This is a genomic window from Pseudomonas sp. GW821-FHT02A08, from assembly GCF_059422045.1.
Window position 1 is genome coordinate 1 of record NZ_JBWKWD010000051.1, and the last position, 19,393, is coordinate 19,393.

The window sequence follows — 19,393 nt, forward strand, 5'->3', positions numbered from 1 at the left end:
CTCCTACAGCTAACCGCAATCCCCTGTAGGAGCTGTCGAGCGAAGCGAGGCTGCGATCTTTTAGTAGCCACAAAAAAGCCCCTCTTTCGAGGGGCTCCTTGTGCAGCGTTTTCAGCCAACCCGCATCAGGTCATCTGAATGATGGTCTGCATGATGGTGCTCTGGGTGGAGATGGTCTTGGCGTTCGCCTGGTAGTTGCTCTGCGCCTTGATCAGGTCGACCAGTTCGTTGGTCAGGTTGACGTTGGACTCTTCCAGGGAGTTGGAAACGATCGAACCCAGGGTGCCTGTCTCCGGCGCATCGTAGCCCGGAATACCCGAGGTGTAGGTTTCCTTCCAACTGGACCCACCCACCGGCTGCAGACCTTGTTCGTTGGTGAAACTGGCCAACGAAATCTGGCCGATTGGCTTGGTCTGGTTGTTGCTGAAGTTGGCCAGCAGTACGCCGCTGCCATCGATGGTCAGGTTGGTGATCTGGCCAGTGGCATAACCGTTCTGCGATGGAATCGAACGCGCGGTGTCGGCGTTGAACTGGGTGGTGTTGCCCATGGCAATGGTCAGGCCCGCCGGATCGGCTGCCGCGCCGTTGGCTGTCCAGACACCATTGGTGACGGTACCCGGCGTCCAGTTGCTGATTTTCAGGTCATTGCTGAAGGTCGATGTTGGCGGGGTCGTCGGCGGCGTCACTGGCGTGCTGACCGAAACCAGTTTGCCGGATGTATCAAATGTCATGGTCGAAGCAATTGGATCGACCGCACCCGTGCCGGTAGGCGAGGAGCCGTCCGGGTTGCGGCCATCGATCAGAGTGTAGGTATCCCAAGTGTTCGGCCCGGTCTTGACCATGTATTGATCCATGGTGTGCTGGTTACCCTGAGTGTCGAAAATCGGGGTACTGAACTGCTTGGTGAAAGTTGCCTGTTTGGTCGGATCGAATTTGTTGGTGGCAACCGACTGGTCAATCACCACGGCCGTAGAATTCAGGTTGATCGTCGACGAAACGGTGCTAGTGGATTTCGGCGCCAGATTGGAGGTGTCGATCCGCAGGTCGGTCAACACGCCGTTGAGGATCTTGCCATTGGAGTCCACACCATAACCCTGCAGACGGGCCGTACCGTCGCTGTTCGTCACGTAGCCATCCTTGTCGGTCTTGAACGTACCGGCACGGGTGTAGGTCAGCGAACCGTTGTTGCTCAGGACGAAGAAGCCATTGCCCTGGATACCCATGTCGAGCACGTTGCCGGTGTTATTCACGTCACCCTGGCCGAACTGCTGGGAAATGTTGGCCAGGCGCACGCCGTTGCCGACGGTCTTGCTGCCGGTGCCCAGGCGAGTTGCCGAGTACACATCTTCGAATTCTGCACGGGACGATTTGAAACCGGTGGTCGCGACGTTGGCGATGTTGTTGCCGGTCACGTCCAGTTGTTTGTTGGATGCAAAGAGACCGCTAAGGCCGATATTAAAAGACATAATCCACTCCTTTGTGCCGGGTTAGTCGGCCTTACATGCCAATGGTTTGTACTTTGGACAGAGCGACGGTGCCCAGCCCGGCCAGATTAAGCATCAACTCACCGCCAGTCTGGCTGATGGTCACGCTGTTGACGGTCGCTGGCAGGTTGGTGATCAGCGCCACGGACTTCCCATCGATCGTGCTGGTAGCGCCGAAGGTGTAAGTGCCTGCCGCTACCGTTTCGCCCGCGTCATTCTTGCCGTCCCAGATGAAACTGGCGTTGCCTGCCTTCTGAGCGCCCAGGTCGATGGTACGTACGGTCTTGCCGCTCGCATCAGTGATCTTCAGGGTGGCGGCGGCCACCGACGATGGCACCACTACCGTACCGCTGAGGCTCTTCGACGTGTCGACCACAGCCTTGTCACCGGGTGCAATGACTGAACGCCCCACCAGCGACGAAGCCTGCAAGGCCTGGGACGAGTTGTAGTTGCTGGCCAGCCCGCTCACGGTGTCGTTGAGCGTGGTGATGCCTTCCAGGCTGCTGAACTGCGCCAACTGGGCCACGAAAGCACCGTTGTCCTGCGGCTCCAGCGGGTTCTGATTTTTCAGCTGGGTCACCAGCAACTGAAGGAATGCATCCTTGCCCAGGGCTTTGTTGCCCGTGGCGCTGTTGGTGGCCGATGCAAGACCATCAGTCGTGGTGGTGGTCTTGATCGAGGAGTTGGCCAGGATGTCCTTGAGGCTCAAACCACTGGTGGAATCGGTAACACTCATCTGAGTCGCCCCTTATCACTGACCGAGAGTCAGGACTTTCTGCATCATGGTTTTGGCGGTGTTCATCATTTCGGCGTTGGTCTGGAACGAGCGGCTCGCGGAAATCATGTCGGCCATTTCCTCCACCACGTTGACGTTCGGGTAGTAGACGTAACCCTTGGCATCGGCCGCCGGATGGTTCGGCTCGTAGCGCGCTTCAAGATTGCTCTGGTCTTCGACCACACCCAGCACCTGCACGCCCTGACCGGCGGCGTCCTGGCTCTGGAATAGCGAATCGCTGCCGCCGCTCTGCCCGCCCTGGAACATGGTGGCGAACACCGGGTGGCGCGCACGGTAGGTCTGGTCGATGCTCGATGAGACGGTCTCGGCGTTGGCGATGTTCGAAGCGACGGTGTTCAAGCGCGTGGTCTGCGCACTCATGCCGCTACCGGCAATGTTGAAAACACTGGATAGAGACATGGCTTACTCTCCACGCAGGGCTGACACCAGCCCTTTGAATTTGCTGTTGAGCAGGGTGAAGCTGGCCTGGAAGCCGATCGCATTTTCCGCGTAGTTCGACTGTTCCAGCTGGGCGTCCACGGTGTTCTGGTCGATCGACGGTTGCATCGGCGTGCGATACAGCAACGACTCGTCGCCATTGCCCAGGCCTTCAGCCTCGATATGACGGCTGTTGGTCATGTTCAAGGCGAAGGTGCCGCTTTTGGTTTTCTCGTTCTGCTCGGCGAGCACTTTCGAGAAGTCCAGGTCCCGAGCCTTGTAGTTCGGGGTATCGGCGTTGGCAATGTTGTTGGCCAGGACTTCGGCACGCTGGGCGCGGAAGCCCAGGGCTTGTTCGTGGATACCGAGCGCTTTATCGAAGCTGATGCTCATGTCGGGAAACCTTCGGGTGACCTGATTTTTCGTAGGTTCAACTTAGCAAGCCCCATGCCAATTCGAAAAAGCCCGGAAACCGGGGCTTTGCCGGCCATGGCAATGCGGCAATGCCAGAAAAGCGGCAACGGTTTTCCGCCGCCTGCCGCTTTTCTGCCGCTTTCCCGAGCTCCGCACACCCTCTCCTGGATCGAGCACCGTCCCCTGTAGGAGCTGCCGAAGGCTGCGATCTTTTGATCTTGATCTTAAAAAACAAATCAAAAACAAGATCAAAAGATCGCAGCCTTCGGCAGCTCCTACATGATGCAAAAGCGGCGCGCATAAAAAAGGAGTCCCTGAGGACTCCCGTTTTTTATGCGCGCCGCTTCTGCATCATTTCGCCTGGTAAATGATCCCCGGGCTGCACTGGACCATCTGGTAATGATCCGGCAAGCCGTTCAGCGCTTCGGAGGCACCGAGGAACAGGTAACCACCCGGCTTCAACGTGCTGTGGATACGCAGCAGGATGTCCTTCTTCACCTCGGCGGAGAAGTAGATCAACACGTTGCGGCAGAACACGATGTCGAATTTGCCGAGGCTCGCGTAGCTGTCCAGCAGGTTGAATGAACGGAACTCCACACGGCTCTTGATCGGTGCCTTGATCGCCCAGCGCCCCGGTCCTTTCGGGTCGAAATAACGCTGCAGGCGCTCGGGCGACAGACCGCGGCCGATGGCCAGGCTGTCGTACTCGCCGGTCTTGCAGTTGTTCAGCATGGTGCCGGACAGGTCGGTGGCAACAATCTGCACCCCCATCCGCAACTGACCCATGTTGACCCGCTCGAACTCGTCGATGGACATCGACAGCGAATACGGTTCCTGGCCCGACGAACACGCCGCCGACCAGATGCGCAGGCGCTGGCCGGGACTGGCCTTGATGGCTTCGGGCAGTACCTTGTTCTTCAAGACTTCAAACGGGTAGGTGTCACGAAACCACAGGGTTTCGTTGGTGGTCATGGCATCCACCACCTGCTCGCGCAAACCGCTGCGCGGCTGGGTCTGCATGCGCTGAACCAGTTCTCCCAAAGACTTGATGCCTTGCTGTTCCATCAGTTTGTTGAGACGGCTGGAGACCAGGTACTGCTTGTTTTCACCGAGCAAAATGCCACAGGCTTTTTCCAGGAATACCCGGAACTGTTCGAAATCCAAATTACCCGTAGACAATGATGCCGCCTCTTAAATCGTGTTGACTGCCAGGGGCGCGGGCCCCTGGCTGATATCTGCTGCTTTGATCCGGTCGACTACCCGGGATGCCAGGTCATCAGGACGGAACTTGGCCAGGAAGTCATCGGCACCGACCTTCTTGACCATCGCCTGATTGAATACCCCCGACAACGAAGTATGCAGGATGATATGAAGCTTTTGCATGCGCGGGTCGTTGCGGATTTCCGCCGTCAGGGTGTACCCGTCCATCTCCGGCATCTCGATGTCGGAGATCATCATCAGGAACTCTTCTTCCGGTTTCTTGCCCTCGTCGACCAGTTTGCGCAGGTAGTCCAGCGCTTGCCGCCCGTCGTTCAACGCCACCACTTCGACGCCGACCGTCTGCAGGCAACGCGTGACCTGCTTGCGCGCCACCGACGAATCGTCGACCGTCAGCACGCGCAACGAAAGCGCCTTGTGCTGGGTTTCGACATCCACCACGCCCACGGAAATCGCTTCCGGCGTCGGTGCCACTTCCGCCAGCACCTTCTCGACGTCGATGATTTCGACCAACTGATTGTCGACCCGCGTCACCGCCGTCAGGTAGTGATCGCGCCCGGTGCCCTTGGGCGGCGGGTGGATCTCCTCCCAGTTCATGTTGACGATGCGTTCCACCGAGCGGACCAGGAAACCCTGGGTCTTGGTGTTGTACTCCGTGATGATCACGAAGGGGTTGTGCTTGTCCTTCAACGCGCCGGAGCCGGTCGCCATCGCCAGATCAAGGATCGGAATGGTCGCCCCCCGGATGTTCGCCACGCCGCACACGACAGGACTGGACTTGGGCATCAGCGTCAGTTTGGGACATTGCAACACCTCCCGAACCTTGAATACGTTGATCCCGTACAGCTGCTGGCCGTCGAGACGGAACAACAACAGCTCAAGGCGATTCTGCCCCACCAGTTGCGTGCGCTGGTTTACCGAATCCATTACACCAGCCATGCCCAGACTCCTAAACCAACGCCAAGTGTTGTTGCGACGCGCCTTCATCACTAAACGGCACGGCGCTTGCTTTTTTAATCGTTATGAACACAGAACCGACATTTTTTCGACGCCTGACCACACCCTACCGCAAATGGCTCGGTGTGCTGGCGACCGTTTGCCTGTTCAACGCTGGCAGCCCTGCCCTTGCTGACGCGGTTACCTTGCCTGACATGCTTATCGGCGTCACTCAGGGCTTTCTTGAATTCACCGTAGAAGACTATCTGGCTACCAGTCAAACGGAAGGTCGCTACGAGATCCAGGTCAACCCGCTCGATCCGCGCATGCACATGCCCATGTGCGACAAGGAATTGACAGCAACGCTCGAGAGTCCCAAGCCGCTGGGACGGGTCACGGTCAAGGTTCGCTGCGAGGGCGCGTCTCCCTGGACCGTCTTCGTACCCGCTCAAGTCCGCCTGTTTCGCGATGTCGTGACCAGCGCCCGGCCACTGCGCCGCGCCGCCATTGTCGAGCCTTTGGATGTGGTCCTGCGCGAGCGCGATATCAGTCTCATCAGCCAGGGCTACCTGACCTCCCTGGATCAGGTGATCGGGCAGCGACTGACCCGACCAATGGTCGCCGATCAGGTGATTACCCTGGTGAACATCGAACAGGCCGAAGTCATCCGCAAGGGCGATCAGGTGGTGATCACCGCCCGCAGCGGTACCCTCAGCGTGCGCATGCCGGGCGAAGCGCTGTCAAACGGCAGCCTGAGCGAACAGATCCGGGTGAAAAACCTCAATTCCCAACGAGTCATCAAGGCGCAGGTCATAGCGCCGGGGCAGGTGGAAGTGTCCATGTAAGGTTCTCTGTTCATCGGAATGTGGCGCTTGCCGCGGCTGTTCCCTAGACTGTGCTCCATGCAGGGCAAGCGCTGGCGCGCGCAAGGTTCATTGATAAATGAGCCTAAAGTTTTCCAGGGAATGGCCGAAACCATGGCAAGCGTCCAAATTCCCAGAGGTTTTTTATCATGGTCATCGATTTCAGCCGTTTGAACAGCTCCTCGTCCCTGACGGGCAGTACACGTACCAGCGCCAGCAAGGAAAGCGCCGAGGCCGGCAAATCCGCGCCGCTGGAGTCCGCGGCCGAACAGGCCGGTACCGTCAAAAGCGGGGAATCGGTACATCTCAGCGATGAGGCTCAACAGTTGCAGAAGGTCACTGACAAGCTGCGTGATCAGCCTGCCGTCGACAACGCCCGCGTGGCCGAGTTGAAAGCAGCGATTGCCGATGGCAGCTATAAAGTCGACAGCAACCGTGTAGCCAGCAAACTGCTCAACTTCGAAGCCCAGCGCTAGGCCACCGCCGGCGCCAGGCTTTTGGACGCTTAAAACCCAAGGCCAGCCATGCACGACACAAATTTACTGCAACTGATCACCGACGACTTTGCTCCAGCGCAACAACTGCTGGAATTACTGCAGACCGAATCCCTCGCCTTGCATGGCCGTGACATGCCATTGCTCGAGAACATCCTGGCGCAGAAACAAGCGTTGGTCGTTTTGCTCGAACAGCATGGCCGCAAGCGCAGTGAAATCCTCGCCAGCCTCAACCTGCCGACCAACCGTGGCGGCCTGGAGCAACTGGCCGGCCAGTCGAGCATTGGCGAGCAGTTGCTGGCGCAAAGTGACGTGCTGACCGATCTCCTGGCCCAGTGCCAGGCCATCAACGCCAACAACGGCCAGTCGATCCTCACTCAGCAGGCTGCGACGGCCACCCAGCTGAAAATCCTCACCGGCGGTGAAACCCCGGCGCTTTACGATGCCAGCGGAACATTCTCCAAGCTTGCCAAGCCGCGCCCGCTCAGTCAGGCATGAGCCAGTCAATGCCCCCGCTCTATCAAGAGGCGCAACATACTGGCAAACTGCTAGCCTGCCGTAGTCAAATTTTGTCTGGAGATTGATTAACCGTGTCCAATGCCTTATCCGTGGATGATGCTCCGCAGCCACCCAAGGTGCTCTCCACGCCCTTGGAAATCTCCAGCAACCTGCGCCAGCTGCTCGAAAGCCATGACCCGCTGATTATCACGTTCCACGAGCGCAGCCAGCGCTTCCAGAGCTACCTGGTGGACCTGGACCGTGACAGCAACATGATTGCCCTGGACGAAATGATTCCCCGTGATGGCGAGCGTTACCTGCTGGCGGGCGAGCCGTTCAGGGTCGAAGGCTTCCACGAAGGCGTACGCATTGCCTGGGAAAGCAACGGCCGGTTGAACATCGACGAATCCGGTGGCAGCCGCTGCTACCGCGGCTCCCTGCCCGATGAAGTGGTGTACCACCAGCGCCGCAATGCATTCCGCGCCGCGCTGAAGCTGGCACAACTGGTCAACGTCAACCTCGACGGCGAAAAGCTCAAGGCGTTGATCAGCGGCAAGTTGCTGGACATTTCCGCTACCGGCTGCAAACTGCGCTTCGACGGCGACATCACCGGCAGCCTGCAACTGGGTCAGGTCTACGACCGCTTCAGCGCCGACCTGCCCTTCGGCAAGATGACCGCGCCGGTCGAGTTGCGTTACCTGCACTTCGAAGAAAGGATCTCCACCACCTTCGCCGGCGTTCGCTTCCACAACATGAGCGGGCTGGTGCAGCGTCAGGTCGAACGCTTCGTCTACCAGTTGCAACGCGAAGCACGCCGGTTCGACAAAGACGATCTCTGATAGAGCGCCTCAACAAAAAACGGGCAGTCCCTTGCGGTGACTGCCCGTTTTTTTATGCCCCGGATTTAAGGCCTGGCCTCGCTGAAGTTAGGGTCCCGCCCTGTATCAGGGTCTTGCGGTGGCTGATCGGTTTCAGCCTCGGTGACAGTTTCAGATTCTGACTCAGGCTCTGGCCCGGTACTCACCGGGTTTTGCATCTGATCCTGCACCACCTGCTCATCAACACGCGGGTCGAGGCAGGCCACCAGCGGTGAACTCGTCATGTTGTCCGGCATGGCCACGTGATGCAGCGGCGCATCTTCCACCTGATGCAGGTTGGTCACCGCTTTCGGGCGAATCCGCCATACCAGCACCAACGCAAAGAAACTGAAAAACGCATAAAGCATCTGGCTGCCGAACAGCTTCATCAGCACGCCGGCCACCAGCGGCCCGATACTCGCGCCAACGCCGTAGGTCACCAGCAACATTGCCGTCAGGGACACCCGGCGATCGCCTTCGACGTGGTCATTGGAGAACGCCACCGCCAACGGATACAGGCAGAACTGCACCAGCGAACAGATAAAACCGGCGATAAACAGAACCTCCAGCGGCACCTGCGGCATGATCGCCAGCGGCAGCGCAGCCAAGGCCAGGCTGAAAGCGAAACTGCGGATCAACACAGCCCGATCGTAGCGGTCGGACAACCAGCCCAACGGCCACTGCACCAGCAACCCGGCAAAAATGCAGCTACCCATGAACAGACCGACCTGCTCCGTGGATAACCCTTGCTGCGAGGCATACAGCGGCGCCAGACCATAGAACGAACCGACGATCAGGCCGGCCCCGAGCACCGTACTCAATGACTGCGGCACGCGCTTGATAAAGAACCGTGGCTCCATCGGAGCCGGATGCAGTGGCGCCGGGTGGATCCGTCGGGTCAGGGCCACCGGCACCAGACACAAGGCGAAGCACAGGGCGACCAACATCAGCAGCTCCAGCCCCAACGCAGGATGCATGACCAGAATCAGTTGCCCCATTACCAGCCCCAGGTAGGAGGCGATCATGTAACCGCTGAACACCAACCCGCGCTGCCTGGCTTCGGCCTGCTCGTTCAGCCAGCTCTCGATCACCATGTACTGGCACATCATGCCGAGGCCGACGATCACCCGCAGGAACAGCCAGGCCGGCAGCCAATCGACCAGGCCATGGCCCAACACCGCCGCGCCGACGATCCCGGCACAAGCCGAATAGGCCCGGATATGCCCGACCCGGGCAATCAACCGGTGACCGATCTTGCCCCCCAGCACCAGGCCGAAGTAGTTGGCGGCCATCAACGCACCGACCCACAGGCTGTCGACATGGTCGGCCGCCAGGCGCAAGCCCAGGTAAGTACTCAACAGGCCCGAGCCGATCAACATCATCAGCGAGGCGAAATACAGCGCTCGAAAGGATTTCCAGATTTGGCGCATCGGCGTTCCGAGCGGCTCCTTGCAGTGAGAATCGGCTATCGCTAAACGATAGCCGGATGTCGACGGATCGTCAGGCCTGGGCTGCTAAAACACGCCGTTCCCAGGGAGTAATTTCATCATGGAAGCTGGTCAGCTCCAGGGTCTTCGAAGCCATGTAGCCTTCGATGAATTCCGCGCCGAACAGTTCCTTGGCCAACTGGCTACGTTTCAGACGCTCAAGTGCCGCATGCAAGGTACACGGCAACGAAAGATTGTCCGGCACTTCGAACTCACCCTGGATCGGCGCGCTCGGCTCCAATGCCTTCTCGATGCCATGCACCCCCGCCGCCAGGCTTGCGGCAATCGCCAGATACGGGTTGGCATCGGCTCCCGGCAGGCGGTTCTCGACCCGACGGGCGACCGGCAAACTGGCCGGAATGCGCAGGCCCGCCGCCCGGTTATCGTAGGACCAGCAGGCATTATTCGGTGAGGCGTAAGGGTGGCACAAGCGCTGGTAGGAGTTCACGTTCGGCGCAAACAACGCGGTGAAATCGGCCATGCACGTTTGCTGACCGGCAATGAAGTGGCGGAAGGTGGCCGTCTCCTGCCCCGTCTCGTCGCTGAACACGTTACGCCCCGAATCGATCTCGACCACGCTCTGGTGGATATGCATCGAACTGCCCGGTGTATGCGCCAAGGGCTTGGCCATGCACACCACGCTCAGGCCGTGCTTGAGGGCCACTTCCTTGAGCAAGTGCTTGAACAGGAACGTCTGGTCGGCCAGCAACAGCGGATCACCGTGCAGCAGATTGATCTCGAACTGGCTGACGCCCATTTCGTGCATGAAGGTATCGCGAGGCAGCCCCAGGGCCGCCATGCATTCGTAGACTTCATTGAAGAACGGCCGCAGGCCGTTATTGGAGCTGACACTGAACGCCGACTGACCGTCTTCGCGGCGACCATCCAGCCCCAGCGGCGGCTGGAACGACTGAGTCGGGTCGGTGTTGGGCGCAAAAACGAAGAATTCAAGCTCGGTCGCCACCACGGGCGCCAGGCCACGGGCCGCGTAACGCGCAATCACGGTCTTGAGCAGACCACGGGTCGACAGGCCGCAACTGGTGGTGGTGCCCAGTTCCACCGCATCGCAAATAGCGAAGGCCCGCGGTGGATTGCTCCAGGGCAAGCGGTGGATTTGTGCAGGGTCCGGGATCAGCGCCAGGTCGCCATCGTCGCTGCCGTAAAACCGCGCCGGCGGATATCCGCCCATGATGCATTGCAGCAGCACGCCCCGCGCCATCTGCAAACGTCGACCGTCGAGAAAGCCCTCGGCGGTCATCACTTTGCCCCGTGGAACGCCATTCAAATCCGGCGTGACACATTCAACTTCATCAATGCCCGTCAATCGCTGCGCGAGTGAACTCAGGCCAACGGTCGTCATGACGCAATCCTTGTTATTGTGCGGGCCGTGAACGGCGACCGTACAAAATAGGCTCCACGTGTTCGGAATTTCAAGCAGCGTCGATAAATATGCTGCCGGTCAGGGCAGGTAAAGGCGGAACACCCCACCGCCCAATGGACCGCCATTGCTGATTTCGGTACGTCCACTCACGCCGTTGCGCTGATGCAGCGCGGCAATTCGCCCGGCAAAGTACAGGCCCAGCCCGGTGCTGCCAGTGCTTTGATTGATGCCCTGCACGTAATCGGCCTGGCGCTCGATCATCTGCACCGGATACCCCTCGCCATCGTCATTGATGGTCAACACCAGTTGCCCGGCTTCGTCGCTGACGCTGATCAGAACGGCATGCCGCGCAAAGCGAATGGCGTTGTTGATGCAGTTGGCCAATACCGACGCGATCAACTCACGGTCGAAGAAACCCAGCGGGCTCAGCGGGTCCACTTCAAAGGTGGCCATGATGCCGCGACTGGCGAACACCTCCTGGTGGCAAGCCAGTTGCGCTTCGATGAAGTCGTCCAGCTCATGGTAGGCCGGTTGCAGCGGCATCTGGTTGACCCCGAGCTTGTACAGCCCCAGCAACTGCACCAGCATGCCGTTGAGGTGGGCGAACTCGAAGTCGATCACGCCCTGCTCCGGAGCCTGCCGCATCGACTCCGGCAACCGCCCCAGCCACTGGCTGTGGGCCTGCATCAGCATGGCCAGCGAGTTCTTCATGTCGTGCACGGTAGAGGCGATCACCGTGGAGAAATCCAGTGCCTGCTCGTTTTCGTTCATTGGCCAAGCGCCTTGCTTTTCAGCTTCTGGTAACGCGGATAGCGCGCATCGGTGTCGGGCATCAGGCCGACCATTTTCAGGCAGGTACGACACTCTTCCAGCTCCGCCGAAGGAACGCTGGTATCGGTGCCGTGCAACAACGACTGCGCCATGTTCAGGGCGATACTGATGTTCTTCGGTTGCATCGCCAGGGCTTTGCGGAATACCTGCCGGGCTTCCACCAGGTTGCCGGTCTTGTAGACGCGCACGCCCTGACGGTTGAGCTCCGCGGCGGCGTTGCCGGAGTTGAGGATACTCGGGTCGTCGGTCTGCTTGGCGATGTCCTTCATGACCACCGGATCGTCGCCGTAGATTTCCACGCAGTTTTTCAGCATCGCGGTACCGGCCTCGGTCTGCCCGAGCATTTTCAGCTGCTTGGCCACCAGCAAGGCCGCTTCGGCGCTCATGAATTGCTCCATGCCGTCCAGACGCAGCAAGGCTTGCTCGGTGAGCTTGTCCGCCGTCTCGGCGTCGTTGAGCAACAGGCTGGTGGCCTTCATCAGGCGCGCGCGGATTTGCAGGCCCGGATCGGAGGGGTTTTCCTTGGCCACGGCGCTCAATGTGGTGTTGATTTCCAGGCGGGTGCGCGTGTCCAGGCCCCGTTCGCTGCCCTTGCTGATCAAGGCGTGGGCCAGGCCGAGGTTGCTCTCGGCATCCTTGAACCGTGACTGCGCGCCCTGGCTCACTGCCTGGCGATAGGCCTTGGCCGCCGTGTCGAAGTCCTCGTTGGTCATCGCCAGCTTACCGAGCAGTGCCTGGCGACGCACCGCCAGCGGCGACAGGCGAATCGCCTCTTCCAGGACGCGCTGCGCTCCCTTGGTATCCCCTTCGGCGACCAGTACATCCGCCATGCCGTCATACAGCGACGGCATCATCGGGAAGACTTTCAGGGCTTTTTCATAAATGCCCTTGGCCTGCCCGACCTGACCGCGCTTGAACAGCAACTTGCCCAACCCGGCAAACGCCCATGGCAACGGGCGGTCGGCGATGATGCCGTCATAGAGGCGCTCCAGCGCTTCGTTCTGATTCAGGTCGCGCAAGGCATCGGCGCGATAACGCAAGCACAGCGGCGAATAGCGGATGTCTTGCTTGCACAGGGCGATGCAGGCGTTGAGCACCTCCATCGGCTTGCCGCGATCCAGGGCCTGCAGGATCGGCTTGAGCAAGGTCTTGCGCTGCTCCAGGCGCTCCAGGCGCTGGGCCAGGCTGGAACGGTTGAACGGCTTGGTCAGGTAGGCATCGGGCTCATGCTCCAGCGCACTGAGCACCATGGCCTGGCTGGTTTCGGCGGTGACCATGACGAACACCGCTTCATGGCTGATCAGCTTTTCTTCCATCAGGTCTTCGAGCACCTGCTGGCCATTCTTCTTGCCGTCCCCCAGGTGAAAGTCCTGCAGGATGAAGTCGTATTGCTTCTGCGAGCACATTTTCAGCGCCTGCTCGCCGGTATCGGCAGTGTCCACTTCCTTGACGCCCAGTTCACGCAGCATCGACCTGACCGAACTGCGGAAGTCCGAGAAATCATCGACGATCAGAAAACGCTTTTGGTGATACGACAGCATCGAAGATTTCCAGGCAATTTAAGAAGAAGAACCCAAAGGCAAATACACGGACGGACTCAGCTTCGCAGCCCTTGATTTGGCGCGCAGATGATAGCTGGTAGCCCTTAGCCATCAAACACCTTCTGAACGCCAATCAACACATGCATCGACCTCAAGAAAAGGCTCGTAACTGCCCGTGTTATCGGCCAGCCATGGCATTCCCTTGAGAACCTTCCTCAACGCTCACGCTGAATATGTGAAAGCGTTACTGAAAACGAGAGCGGCCAGTGCTGCTCACTGATTTCTTCAAGCTCCGGCTTGCAGGTGGGCTCGGCCAGGCAGGTTTCGCCAACAAATTGACTAAGTCGAAGTTAGCCCTCCTAACTGCACACCATTTGTCGGTTAATTGACGATTTTGATCAGGATCAGACTTTAGTCGCATGCCAACTGTGGCGAGTCTAATACCTTGATTTTCGAGGGTTACCCCCTTCCTTGAAATCATCAGCAAGGCCTATCCGCACGGGGCTTGTATCGAGGACTGACGGATGGTCAGGCTGGCAGCACTCCGGGCTGACCTAGACTCCGTTGAGAGGCACGCGGGAGCACATCATCATGCGTATTCCATTAATAATTATTCGTATTTATCTTCTTGCTCGGGCTTTGCCTGCCTTTTGGAAACGTTCGCCCCCCCTGCCGGTGCGGTTGATGGAAACGACCCCGGGGCCGCTGGTTGCCAATGCCTGGGCGGGCACCATCACGGCCTCCCGGCGTTCAAATCTGTCCTTCAATCACGGCGACCCAGTGAGCAAGTTGCTGACCCAGGAAGGCAAGCGGGTGGAGGCCATCGTTGGTTTTTCAAGGGGGTCAGGAAGATGATGACTGACCAGGAAAAGCCAATAGGCGTGATGTTGATCGATTGTCGCCCCCTCGTGCTTAAGGGCCTTCACGACTTGATTGATGCCAGAAAGCCCCGAATGGAAGTGACAGCGCAGGCCACCACCTACACCAATGCGCTGAATCTTGCCGATCAGTTACGGCCCAATGTCATTTTCTTCAGTTTCTTTCCGGATGCGCTGAATCCTCTGGATGTCGTCGCGGGACTCACCCGTAGCGCCGAAATGAAAGTGTTGCTGCTCAAGGGTCTGTACGAAGCCGTCCCCGCGGCCCAGGCGATAGAGGCTGGCGCCCGCGGTATAGTGCTGGCGGAAGACCCGACGGAATCGATTATCCAGGCCATCCTCAATGTTCACCATAGCGACTTCGCAATGGATAGAGCCTGGGCCGGCGGCCTTTCCGGCTATGCCGTGAGCGGGCACATACCCATCAAATGCAATCTGGAGCGGGCGAAACAGGCGCGGTTGACGCTGCGCGAGAGAGAACTGATTCGCGCCATCGTGGGCGAACCGTCCGCCAAGTATGTGAGCATCGCCGGGCGCCTGGGGATCAGCGAGCACACCGTGCACAACCACCTCAGCAACATCTATCAAAAGCTTAATCTCATCAACCGCATCGACTTGCTGATGTATGCACTGAAACACGGGCTCACCAACGAAGCACCGACCGAGTCCGCCTGGGTGGAACTGGAATGAGTTTCAAGTCGATACAAAACGGTCTGCTTCTCACTTTTAGAGGGTAGACCGCCACTGTTTCGCCATCCTTGTCGGCAGGCCGGGACAGAGTGTCCCGCAATACTGATGCCGCTCCTGGTAAATCCTGCCACGCCCACCTGCACCTACCCGCCACGCTCTTCAAGCCTTGTGCTGCTCGCCGGTTCACAGCGCATGCGATCATGGAGATCTCGTGCATCTGAACGGCAAAAAGAATGCGAGGGTGGTTTCCTAGGCCACCCTCGCATCCGTTCACGCGCGCAAAACCTCAGGCACTGCCAAAAAAGATGTCGGTACTCTGTAGATCGACTCCGACCAAGGTGATGGTCGTTGTTTGTCCGCCAGTCTCGGCAACCGTCACGACGCTGTCCGCGCCGGTGTTGTTGATCGATTGGACAACTGCGTTCGGGTCGCCGTTGAGCACCAGCTTGTCTTGCACGCCAGGGCCCGTATCGAAGCCGGTGACCTGGTACAGGTTCCCATTGACTGACAGATCGATGTTGAAGGCATCTCGCTCACCGAGCGTGCCCACCAGCGTGAAGTCGAAGGCTGCGTTGGCCGGGTCGTTGGCGAAAAGGTTGGCGTCAAAACTACTCGTCGCCGAGTCCCCATCCTTGTCCGTCAACGTCGCGCTGAACGCCAGCTGGACATCGCTGGCCAGGCTCTCGCTCTGCTGAATGAACTGGATCACCGGGATCTTGACATCGCCCCGGCCCATCGTCAGCTGAACAGCGTCGATCAGTGACGCACCCTCCTTCTGGACGAGGAAGGACACCTGCCCACCAGCCTCCGGCGTCAGGGTGTTCACCTCGACGAGGCTCGAATTCGAGCCATCGGCGTAGTAGATCCTGTAGTACAGGTCCTCGGTCGCCGTGTTGTAGCCCGCCACGGAGTTGTCGATGAAGACCTTCATGCCCGTCAGCAGGCTCTCTGGATTGATGACGAAACTTTCATCGGCGGCGCTGATTGCCGCCAGGTTATCGCCCTGGAAAACGTTGTTGGCGACGCCGATGCCGGACGTGCTGACGTTCATCGCCGCCGGGTCTATGTACGACGGCAGGGGGTTGGTCTGTAGCGCGGCTTCGGTGGGGTCGGGTGCTCCGAGCCCGATGCCGGTCAGGATGTCCGCGGTCGACGCCAGCGCCTTCGCGGAAAAGAACACGATCTCCTCGGATGTCGAAGGAATAGCCGGGTTACTCGTCTGCGGAATCAACAACGTGCGCACCGAATCCGGGCCACTGGCAGCGAGCGAGCCATTGGCACTGCTTAGCACGATCGTCGAACTGAAGCCTTGCACCAGATCCAGTGCATAGCGGCCATCGGCATAGGCGGTCAGCGTGTAGTCGACGGTGGTGTTCGCCGTTGCGGCGTTGTTGTCGAAATCACCGGTCAAGGTTCCCGCGAACTGGTACGCGCCATTGGCATCCGGTGATGGCGCCAGCTCAGTGAGCGTGCCGGTCCCGGTCGTGGTCGTGTTGTCGGGCCGGACGAGGGTGAACTGGTTATTGACCAACGAGATATCCAGACCGGCCGCACCCAGCCCGTCGGCTCCCGTCGCCATGTTCCAGAACCCGGATTGCGCCAGGACGCTACCGGTCCCGATCAGGTTGCCGAAACTGAGTGCCGGCCCGTCGTCCTTGAACACCAGGTTCTGCCCTATGTTCAGGGTCGCCAGGGCGCTGTCGCCGTCCCCGTCGGTCTTGGTCGCGGTCAGCGTCACCAGGTTGTCCGAGGTCAACGACTTCGAATCATCGGGATTGCTTGGGTCGGAATGCACCACGGCCCTGAGTTGGTCGAGCGTAACGCTGCCATTGGCGGCCACGCTGACCGTGAACACCAGCAAGTTGCCCGTGGCTGTGCGACCTTCCACTACGGTGCCATTGAGCGACAGATTCACCGCCTGGCCCGAGGCCGAATCGGTCAGCCCGCAGGCCCCGGCCACCACACCCAGTGCATAGCTCAGCGTGCCGGCTCCATCGGCGCCAAACGCCGAGTTGAAGTTGGCGGCGAAGCTCTGGGTGGCGTTGGTCGCCAGCAGCGTCTCGTCCACTGTCAGCGTCGGTTCCACGCCGGTGGTGGTAATGCTCGGTCCGTCGTCCTTGAACACCAGGTTCTGCCCGATGTTCAGGGTCGCCAAGGCACTGTCGCCCTCTTTGTCGGTAATGGTTGCGGTCAGCGTCACCAGGTTGTCCGAGGTCAATGTCTTCGAATCATCGGGATTGGTTGTGTCGGGATGCACCACGGCGCGGATCTGGTCGAGCGTGACGCTGCCATTGGCGGTGACGCTAGCCGTGAACACCAGCAGGTTGGTAAGGGCCGTGCGGCCTTCGACTACTGCGCCATTGAGCGACAGGTTCACTGCCTCGCCCGAGGCCGTGTCCGTCAGCCCGGAAGCTCCCGCTACCACGCCCAACGCATAGGTCAGGGTGCCGGCACCATCGGCGCCAAACGCCGAGTTGAAGTTGGCGGCGAAGCTCTGGGTGGCGTTGGTCGCCAGCAGCGTTTCGTCCACCGTCAGCGTTGGTTCCGTGCCGGTGGTGCTGATGCTCGGCCCGTCGTCCTTGAACACCAGGTTCTGCCCGATGTTCAGGGTTGCGTTGGCGCTGTCGCCGTCCCCGTCGGTCTTGGTCGCGATCAATGTCACCAGGTTGTCCGAGGTCAGGCTCGTCGAATCATCCGGATTGGTTGGGTCGGGATGCACCACGGCGCGGATCTGGTCCAGCGTGACGCTGCCATTGGCGGCCACGCTGACCGTGAACACCAGCAGGTCGCTCGTGGCCGTACGGCCTTCCACTACAGAGCCATTGAGCGACAGGTTCACCACCTCGCCCGTGGCCGTGTCCGTTAGCCCCGAAGCTCCCGCTACCACGTCCAGCGCATAGGTCAGGGTGCCGGCCCCATCGGCGCCAAACGCCGAGTTGAAGTTGGCGGCAAAGCTCTGGGTGGCGTTGGTCGCCAGCAGCGTTTCGTCCACCGTCAGCGTCGGTTCCGTACCGGTGGTGCTGATGCTCGGCCCGTCGTCCTTGAACACCAGGTTCTGCCCGATGTTCAGCGTCGCCAAGGCGCTGTCGCCGTCCCCGTCGGTCTTGGTCGCGGTCAACGTCACCAGATTGTCCGAAGTCAGGCTCGTCGAATCATCGGGATCGTTTGCGTCGGGATGCACCACCGCGCGGATCTGGTCGAGCGTGACGTTGCCATCGGCGGCGACACTGACCGTGAACACCAGCAGGTTATCTGTGGCCGTACGCCCTTCCACCACCGCGCCATTGAGCGACAGGTTCACCGCCTGGCCCGTGGCCGTGTCGATCAGCCCGGAGGCCCCGGTGACTACGCCTAGCGCATAGGTCAGCGTGCCCGCACCATCAGCACCAGACTCTGAATTGAAATTGGCGGCAAAGCTCTGGGTCGCGTCGGTTGCCAGCAGCGTTTCGTCCACCGTCAGCGTCGGCTCCGTACCGGTGGTGCTGATGCTCGGCCCGTCGTCCTTGAACACCAGGTTCTGCCCGATGTTGAGGGTCGCCAGGGCACTGTCGCCGTCCCCGTCGGTCTTGGTCGCGGTCAACGTCACCAGATTGTCCGAGGTCAACGTCGTCGAATCATCGGGATTGGTTGCGTCGGGATGCACCACGGCGCGGATCTGGTCCAGCGTGACGTTGCCATCGGCAGCGACGCTGACGGTGAACACCAGCAGGTCGCTCGTGGCCGTGCGGCCTTCGACCACGGTGCCATTGAGCGACAGGTTCACCGTCTGGCCCGAGGCCGTGTCGATCAGCCCGCAAGCTCCGGCCACCACGCCCAACGCATAGGTCAGGGTGCCGGCACCATCGGCGCCAAACGCCGAGTTGAAGTTGGCGGCAAAGCTCTGGGTGTCATTATTCGCCAGCGCCGTTTCGTCCACCGTCAGCGTCGGCTCCGTGCCGGTGGTGGTGATGCTCGGGCCGTCGTCCTTGAACACCAGGTTCTGCCCGATGTTCAGGGTCGCCAGGGCGCTGTCGCCGTCCCCGTCGGTCTTGATCGCGGTCAGTGTCACCAGGTTGTCCGAGGTCAACGTCGTCGAATCATCGGGATTGGTTGTGTTGGAATGCACCACGGCGCGGATCTGGTCGAGCGTGACGCTGCCATTGGCGGCCACACTGACCGTAAACACCAGCAGGCCGCTCGTGGCCGTACGCCCTTCGACCACCGCACCATTGAGCGACAGGTTCACCGCCTGACCCGTCTCCGTGTCCGTCAATCCGGAAGCCCCCGACACCACGCCCAGTGCATAGGTCAGCGTGCCAGCCCCATCGGCGCCAAACGCCGAATTGAAATTGGCGGCAAAGCTCTGGTTGGCGTCGGTGCCCAGTACTGTCTCGTCCACCGTCAGCGTCGGTTCCACGCCGGTGGTGGTGATGCTCGGCCCGTCGTCCTTGAACACCAGGTTCTGCCCGATGTTCAGGGTCGCCAGGGCGCTGTCGCCGTCTCTGTCGGTCTTGATCGCGGTCAGCGTCACCAGGTTGTCCGAGGTCAGGCTCGTCGAATCATCGGGATTGGTTGTGTTGGAATGCACCACGGCGCGGATCTGGTCGAGCGTGACGCTGCCATTGGCGG

Annotated in this window: 17 protein-coding genes; 6 read left to right on the top strand and 11 right to left on the bottom strand. The window is 60.0% G+C overall.

Features of this window, described 5'->3' with window-relative positions:
• Positions 1-125: 125 nt before the first annotated feature.
• The 6 genes from flgE to AC07W4_RS25570 form a co-directional block, all read right to left on the bottom strand.
• Positions 126-1,466, bottom strand: a complete 1,341-nt coding sequence (gene flgE / locus AC07W4_RS25545; RefSeq protein ID WP_495034432.1) for a flagellar hook protein FlgE — start codon at positions 1,464-1,466, stop codon at positions 126-128.
• 31 nt (positions 1,467-1,497) lie between these two features.
• Positions 1,498-2,220 (bottom strand): flagellar hook assembly protein FlgD, encoded by a 723-nt coding sequence (flgD, locus tag AC07W4_RS25550; protein WP_495034433.1) that lies wholly within the window; start codon positions 2,218-2,220, stop codon positions 1,498-1,500.
• A gap of 15 nt (positions 2,221-2,235) precedes the next feature.
• Positions 2,236-2,679: a flagellar basal body rod protein FlgC gene (gene flgC / locus AC07W4_RS25555; RefSeq protein ID WP_007980123.1), complete on the bottom strand. Its 444-nt coding sequence runs from the start codon at positions 2,677-2,679 to the stop codon at positions 2,236-2,238.
• A 3-nt stretch (positions 2,680-2,682) separates the two neighbouring features.
• On the bottom strand, positions 2,683-3,090 hold the full coding sequence (flgB, locus tag AC07W4_RS25560; protein ID WP_008051530.1) for a flagellar basal body rod protein FlgB: 408 nt from the start codon (positions 3,088-3,090) through the stop codon (positions 2,683-2,685).
• 372 nt (positions 3,091-3,462) lie between these two features.
• A complete protein-coding gene (gene cheR, locus AC07W4_RS25565) occupies positions 3,463-4,290 on the bottom strand; it encodes a protein-glutamate O-methyltransferase CheR (RefSeq protein WP_007980127.1) in 828 nt (275 codons plus the stop codon).
• Between the two features lie 12 nt (positions 4,291-4,302).
• Positions 4,303-5,268 carry a chemotaxis protein CheV gene (locus tag AC07W4_RS25570; protein WP_115947304.1) on the bottom strand — a complete coding sequence of 322 codons (966 nt, stop codon included), beginning with the start codon at positions 5,266-5,268 and terminating at the stop codon, positions 4,303-4,305.
• 83 nt (positions 5,269-5,351) lie between these two features.
• On the opposite strand from AC07W4_RS25570, the gene flgA reads away from it, so the two are divergent.
• From flgA to AC07W4_RS25590, 4 genes are all read left to right on the top strand, one after another.
• Positions 5,352-6,110 (top strand): flagellar basal body P-ring formation chaperone FlgA, encoded by a 759-nt coding sequence (gene flgA, locus AC07W4_RS25575; protein WP_495034434.1) that lies wholly within the window; start codon positions 5,352-5,354, stop codon positions 6,108-6,110.
• A 167-nt stretch (positions 6,111-6,277) separates the two neighbouring features.
• Positions 6,278-6,604 (top strand): flagellar biosynthesis anti-sigma factor FlgM, encoded by a 327-nt coding sequence (flgM, locus tag AC07W4_RS25580; protein WP_008051534.1) that lies wholly within the window; start codon positions 6,278-6,280, stop codon positions 6,602-6,604.
• Positions 6,605-6,652: 48 nt separating this feature from the next.
• Positions 6,653-7,120, top strand: a complete 468-nt coding sequence (locus AC07W4_RS25585) for a flagella synthesis protein FlgN (RefSeq protein WP_008051536.1) — start codon at positions 6,653-6,655, stop codon at positions 7,118-7,120.
• 92 nt (positions 7,121-7,212) lie between these two features.
• On the top strand, positions 7,213-7,959 hold the full coding sequence (locus tag AC07W4_RS25590; RefSeq protein ID WP_008051537.1) for a flagellar brake protein: 747 nt from the start codon (positions 7,213-7,215) through the stop codon (positions 7,957-7,959).
• 65 nt (positions 7,960-8,024) lie between these two features.
• On the opposite strand, the gene AC07W4_RS25595 is transcribed toward AC07W4_RS25590, so the two are convergent.
• The 4 genes from AC07W4_RS25595 to AC07W4_RS25610 all read right to left on the bottom strand — a co-directional run bounded on the left by AC07W4_RS25595 (position 8,025) and on the right by AC07W4_RS25610 (position 13,217).
• A complete protein-coding gene (locus AC07W4_RS25595; RefSeq protein WP_495034435.1) occupies positions 8,025-9,407 on the bottom strand; it encodes an MFS transporter in 1,383 nt (460 codons plus the stop codon).
• Positions 9,408-9,477: 70 nt separating this feature from the next.
• Positions 9,478-10,722, bottom strand: a complete 1,245-nt coding sequence (locus AC07W4_RS25600) for a glutamine synthetase family protein (RefSeq protein WP_495034448.1) — start codon at positions 10,720-10,722, stop codon at positions 9,478-9,480.
• 201 nt (positions 10,723-10,923) lie between these two features.
• Positions 10,924-11,616 (bottom strand): sensor histidine kinase, encoded by a 693-nt coding sequence (locus AC07W4_RS25605; RefSeq protein ID WP_495034436.1) that lies wholly within the window; start codon positions 11,614-11,616, stop codon positions 10,924-10,926.
• A complete protein-coding gene (locus tag AC07W4_RS25610) occupies positions 11,613-13,217 on the bottom strand; it encodes a tetratricopeptide repeat-containing response regulator (RefSeq protein ID WP_008051545.1) in 1,605 nt (534 codons plus the stop codon). Before AC07W4_RS25610 ends, AC07W4_RS25605 begins: the two co-directional genes overlap by 4 nt.
• A gap of 591 nt (positions 13,218-13,808) precedes the next feature.
• Between AC07W4_RS25610 and AC07W4_RS25615 the strand changes: the two genes are divergently transcribed.
• Positions 13,809-14,072, top strand: coding sequence for a hypothetical protein (locus tag AC07W4_RS25615; protein ID WP_495034437.1), 264 nt, complete (start codon positions 13,809-13,811; stop codon positions 14,070-14,072).
• A complete protein-coding gene (locus tag AC07W4_RS25620; RefSeq protein WP_495034449.1) occupies positions 14,072-14,785 on the top strand; it encodes a response regulator transcription factor in 714 nt (237 codons plus the stop codon). The genes AC07W4_RS25615 and AC07W4_RS25620 overlap by 1 nt, the downstream gene beginning before the upstream one ends.
• Positions 14,786-15,071: 286 nt before the next feature.
• Here the strand turns inward: AC07W4_RS25620 and AC07W4_RS25625 are convergent.
• A partial coding sequence (locus tag AC07W4_RS25625; RefSeq protein ID WP_495034438.1) for a DUF5801 repeats-in-toxin domain-containing protein occupies positions 15,072-19,393 on the bottom strand: 4,322 nt, incomplete at its 5' end.

Coding starts and splice junctions, on each gene's coding strand:
- flgE (WP_495034432.1), bottom strand. CDS start 1,466: ATGTCTTTTAATATCGGCCTTAGCGGTCTCTTTGCATCCAACAAACAA.
- flgD (WP_495034433.1), bottom strand. CDS start 2,220: ATGAGTGTTACCGATTCCACCAGTGGTTTGAGCCTCAAGGACATCCTG.
- flgC (WP_007980123.1), bottom strand. CDS start 2,679: ATGTCTCTATCCAGTGTTTTCAACATTGCCGGTAGCGGCATGAGTGCG.
- flgB (WP_008051530.1), bottom strand. CDS start 3,090: ATGAGCATCAGCTTCGATAAAGCGCTCGGTATCCACGAACAAGCCCTG.
- AC07W4_RS25570 (WP_115947304.1), bottom strand. CDS start 5,268: ATGGCTGGTGTAATGGATTCGGTAAACCAGCGCACGCAACTGGTGGGG.
- flgA (WP_495034434.1), top strand. CDS start 5,352: ATGAACACAGAACCGACATTTTTTCGACGCCTGACCACACCCTACCGC.
- flgM (WP_008051534.1), top strand. CDS start 6,278: ATGGTCATCGATTTCAGCCGTTTGAACAGCTCCTCGTCCCTGACGGGC.
- AC07W4_RS25585 (WP_008051536.1), top strand. CDS start 6,653: ATGCACGACACAAATTTACTGCAACTGATCACCGACGACTTTGCTCCA.
- AC07W4_RS25595 (WP_495034435.1), bottom strand. CDS start 9,407: ATGCGCCAAATCTGGAAATCCTTTCGAGCGCTGTATTTCGCCTCGCTG.
- AC07W4_RS25600 (WP_495034448.1), bottom strand. CDS start 10,722: ATGACCGCCGAGGGCTTTCTCGACGGTCGACGTTTGCAGATGGCGCGG.
- AC07W4_RS25605 (WP_495034436.1), bottom strand. CDS start 11,616: ATGAACGAAAACGAGCAGGCACTGGATTTCTCCACGGTGATCGCCTCT.
- AC07W4_RS25610 (WP_008051545.1), bottom strand. CDS start 13,217: ATGCTGTCGTATCACCAAAAGCGTTTTCTGATCGTCGATGATTTCTCG.
- AC07W4_RS25615 (WP_495034437.1), top strand. CDS start 13,809: ATGCGTATTCCATTAATAATTATTCGTATTTATCTTCTTGCTCGGGCT.
- AC07W4_RS25620 (WP_495034449.1), top strand. CDS start 14,072: ATGACTGACCAGGAAAAGCCAATAGGCGTGATGTTGATCGATTGTCGC.